The following is a 3,881-nucleotide window of genomic DNA, read 5'->3' as shown; positions in this document are numbered from 1 at the left end:
TAATTAAATAACCTGAACTCTGGATAATAAATCTATCTCGAGCAGCTATTATCAGCGCTAACTGCGTTGAATTTACTTGCAATAGGCTAGGTTAAATAAATTAAAGTAGCAGCGGCTTTGCTGCTACTTTTTGCTAAGCCATTTGTTCATTGCAGCATCATAAGCCTCTGTTAACTTAGTTTTACCGCACAATTGCCCTGCGGTTAAATAACTATCTGGTAAGTCATTTTTTGGCATCACCCCTGCGCCAATAAACACCTTTTTAAAACAAGTATCACCTTTGCGATAGGTAGTAAATTGCATACTTTGCTGCTCTATTTGTAATAGTGGCTTTACCGTTGCAGAGTGTACTTTTGGAACTGTGATCCTGTTTACCGTGGCGTATTCATCAGCTGTTTTACCAGCTGAGGTTGTACCAGCAGGTAAAGATCCCATTTGTTGCTGTAAAATACGATTAAGGCCTTTTTGTAAGTCGATTTTTTTATATGGCGTTAATGCTGCAGAGTGGGCGTTTATTGTGATGGAGCTTGTTATAGTGGAGTTTACCGGTTCAGCCGCTTTTTCTGTTTTCTTACTAGAGGAGCTTACTGATTTTAATACTGTTTTATTTACCGGCTCACTTGGCTTTTTTTCTATGCGCACACTTTTATTAACACTCTGTTGAAGCGCTTGCTGTGTTGCTTTAATTTTGGCTGGCACACTCACCATATAGGCTTTAATTGGCAGTGATTGCGGCTGTTTTATTTCAGGTACCTTTAAAGTTGCTAAAAAAAACAACAATAATCCATGTAAAAGTATCGATAAAATAATTGTCGAACGCCACTTTGCCATAAACATGTCCCTGTGAAAGAACTAGTTATGACAGCTAACCGATTTAAAAGTGCCATTAAATAAACAAAACCGCGCATTTGCGCGGTTTTTGCTATTAACCTTGTGTATTAGGCACTATTTGAATTTCTACACGACGATTTTGAGCACGACCATTTGCACTATCGTTAGTCGCAATTGGACGTGTTTCGCCATAGCCTTTAGTGCTAATACGTGCCGCCATAATTTGTTGATTCACTAAATAATCTTTTACACTTTGTGCACGCTCGCGCGACAAGTTCATGTTGTAGCTATCTTTACCTGTGCTATCGGTATGGCCTTCAACACTAAGGTAGGTTTTTTCATACTTATTCATAACGTTAGCAATCGCGTTTAACGTGTCGTTAAAACCTGATGAAATATACGATTGATCCGTCGCAAAGGTAATATTTGATGGCATAACCAAACGTAAGTTGTCGCCCTCACGCACAACTTCAACGCCCGAACCCGCTAGTTCATCACGAAATGCTTCTTCTTGCTTATCCATGTAGTCGCCAACAGCTGCGCCCGCAAGTGCTCCTATTGCTGCACCAATAAAAAAGCGTTTATCTTTATGGTTACTCGTAGCTTTACCTAATACGCCACCTGCGGCAGCGCCAATTGCAGCGCCTTTACCTGCGTTATTCATTTCACAACCAGAAAGCAATACAGCTAATACAGTTGCGCTTAAAAGTGATTTAGTTAAAGTCATGATGTTACCTATTCAATAAGAATTTAGCAGGAGTATGCAAATACACGTATGAACAAACTATGAAGAAGGTATTAAAATGTAGCAGCTCGTACCAACGCTTACAGTCATTAGGACTTGGTTTAAAGTTCATCTGATAGGCGACTATGAGCTATAAGCAAACATTGGTATTGTCAAAATATAATAACTAATTGAATAGTCAAACTGTCGCTTGCATATTCACAAAAATGAATGAGGCGCGCATATTGCTTCATTTAGTTTTGCCCAAAGATAATAGAAAACTTGGTGATAGTAATATCTTAGGTAATTTGTTAAAACTATATAAAGTAGAAAGTGAGCGTTTCATCGGCACAAATATGCGCAATGAGCGCACTATAAATTGTTAGCCTTTTAATCATAATTAATATTAAGGAAAATTGAATGCCTGAGTTATGTAGGTTTTTTGGAATTGTAATATATATGTATCGTGAAATTGGTCGAGACTGAATACTACATCAGGTACACCAAGCTTCTTTAAAATAGATCCACTTAAATAGGGCTGTATAATATGACTTCTCTAGATTCAATGACAATTACAAGTTTTGAAATTGTTAGTGACTACACTATTAAAATTACTTTTGCCGATAACAAGGTTCAAACTATAGATTTCGAACCAGTCATAGGCTTTGGCTGGATGGAAAATTTAAAAAACATTGATTACTTTAAGCTGGTGTCTTTGAATGATGGCGGGAATCTAGAGTGGCCTGAAGGGCAAGACTTCAACCCTGAAGCGTTATATGATTGGGAAAAATTCCAACAAATTTATATTGATGATATCAATAATCAAAAAGGCTAATCGGGTAGCTGGAGAGCTCTAACCTCCAGCCCCTACACCACCTATCATGTGCTTTTTATTAACAGAAAATACAATGGGCGGTTCATCTCCCCTAATGAATAGAAAATAAACTAGACAGCCACTCTAATTGGTTCGTTTATAAATAAAAACGCGTTAATTCACAAGCTTGTTAGAGCTTTCAAGGAGTATCCACGTAAATGGATCTTATCAATTACCTAAATGAAAACTATTATACTAAACAACAATTACTTAATTTAACCAAAATTAGTGAAGCTGAGCTTTCTTATTTTCAAGAAAAAAAAGTGATGCCAACCTGTTCATATAAATTATCGTTAAATTATTCTAGCGATTCATTCTTTGGTGAATTTAATAACCAAAACGAAATTGAATATTATGCTAAAGGATATTTATCATGGATTGATATGCTTAAGGTAACCGCTAATCTTCAAGATGTTTTCCCTATTTTTACCCAAAGGTATTCCAAGTCAGTATCAGAGTTAAAAGAAGCTGGGTTTACTTCTAATAATGCAAAAGTTAATTCAAAGCTTGAATTACATATTGAAGAAGAATGGGGCCATTTTTTAAACGGCATTTATGGTTTATGTACAAAGTCTGGACTTCCTGAAGATATAGCAGGTAAAGAGTTAGCTGTATTGCAGATTAGTGAAACTTTAGAACTAAATAAAGAAAAAATAGATCTTGAACAATTAACTAAAGCGGTTAATTTATTAGATAAATCTAGCTCTATGTTTGCACCACATGAGCGACTTAAGAGCTCTAGGCATCGTTTAATCGATGAAGTTCGACGTGAATATAAACTGAAATGAATTTAACTAGACAGCCACTTTAATTGTACAAATAATATTGTGCTGTTAATTTGCTTTTTAAGCTAAAAGTTCATCTCCTTTTACATCTTTACCCAAGCATCACTCATTAAACAAAATTTAGTATAGATGCCCGTGTAATTGTGTTTTCTGTTTAATTGATATGTCCTGTTTAATTAGTAATCCGGTGAATCAGTAAGCTTGTTGAAGTTTATGAGCGTTCAGACTATAAAGCTAGGAAAAAAATTGAATATTACAACTGAGGTTAACTAAATGAATAGAAAAGAAGCAATGAAAATACTAGAAGATAATATTGAATCTATGCGCGAGCAAAGCGGAGTACATAAAAAATCCGAGAAAGCTCTAGATAAAGATCATCCAAAAGACCCATGTGTGATTGGTCCTAACACAGAAGATGATTATCAAGATATGTTAAATGATATTAAGGATTCTGGTGAAGATAAATAGCTGTGTGGTTCGGTCAAACAACTAATCGGGTAGCCGAAGGTCTCTAACCTCCAGCACACTCATCATGCGCTTTTTATTAACAGGAAGTGCAATAGCCGATTCATTTCCCGTAATGAATACCGATCTAAATATCTCTCAATGACACCAAACCTTGTGACGCTAAATAGGCATTGCCTAGCGCAATGTTAATCCCTTTTGT

The 3,881-nt window shown here is 36.0% G+C and carries 5 protein-coding genes; 3 read left to right on the top strand and 2 right to left on the bottom strand.

From position 1 onward, the window contains the following. Nucleotides 1-123 precede the first annotated feature (123 nt). A complete protein-coding gene (locus CWB66_RS16500) occupies nucleotides 124-831 on the bottom strand; it encodes a hypothetical protein (protein ID WP_138586214.1) in 708 nt (235 codons plus the stop codon). A 94-nt stretch (nucleotides 832-925) separates the two neighbouring features. Further along, nucleotides 926-1,558, bottom strand: a complete 633-nt coding sequence (locus CWB66_RS16495; RefSeq protein WP_138586213.1) for a YiaD family glycine zipper/OmpA-like lipoprotein — start codon at nucleotides 1,556-1,558, stop codon at nucleotides 926-928. Between the two features lie 544 nt (nucleotides 1,559-2,102). On the opposite strand from CWB66_RS16495, the gene CWB66_RS16485 reads away from it, so the two are divergent. The 3 genes from CWB66_RS16485 to CWB66_RS16475 all read left to right on the top strand — a co-directional run bounded on the left by CWB66_RS16485 (nucleotide 2,103) and on the right by CWB66_RS16475 (nucleotide 3,682). Beyond that, nucleotides 2,103-2,390 (top strand): DUF2442 domain-containing protein, encoded by a 288-nt coding sequence (locus CWB66_RS16485; RefSeq protein ID WP_138586211.1) that lies wholly within the window; start codon nucleotides 2,103-2,105, stop codon nucleotides 2,388-2,390. A 197-nt stretch (nucleotides 2,391-2,587) separates the two neighbouring features. Next, entirely contained in the window at nucleotides 2,588-3,217 is a 630-nt protein-coding gene (locus CWB66_RS16480) for a DUF6058 family natural product biosynthesis protein (protein ID WP_138586210.1), read from the top strand. Nucleotides 3,218-3,487: 270 nt separating this feature from the next. Beyond that, nucleotides 3,488-3,682, top strand: a complete 195-nt coding sequence (locus CWB66_RS16475) for a hypothetical protein (protein WP_138586209.1) — start codon at nucleotides 3,488-3,490, stop codon at nucleotides 3,680-3,682. Nucleotides 3,683-3,881 lie beyond the last annotated feature (199 nt).

The organism is Pseudoalteromonas sp. S558, from assembly GCF_005886635.1.
Taxonomy (GTDB): Bacteria; Pseudomonadota; Gammaproteobacteria; order Enterobacterales; family Alteromonadaceae; genus Pseudoalteromonas; species Pseudoalteromonas aliena.
This window is presented reverse-complemented; position numbering and strand designations above follow the sequence as displayed.

Excerpts from the sequence above, each read along its gene's own strand:
- CWB66_RS16495 (WP_138586213.1), bottom strand. The coding sequence starts at position 1,558 with ATGACTTTAACTAAATCACTTTTAAGCGCAACTGTATTAGCTGTATTG.
- CWB66_RS16475 (WP_138586209.1), top strand. The coding sequence starts at position 3,488 with ATGAATAGAAAAGAAGCAATGAAAATACTAGAAGATAATATTGAATCT.
- CWB66_RS16480 (WP_138586210.1), top strand. The coding sequence starts at position 2,588 with ATGGATCTTATCAATTACCTAAATGAAAACTATTATACTAAACAACAA.
- CWB66_RS16500 (WP_138586214.1), bottom strand. The coding sequence starts at position 831 with ATGGCAAAGTGGCGTTCGACAATTATTTTATCGATACTTTTACATGGA.
- CWB66_RS16485 (WP_138586211.1), top strand. The coding sequence starts at position 2,103 with ATGACTTCTCTAGATTCAATGACAATTACAAGTTTTGAAATTGTTAGT.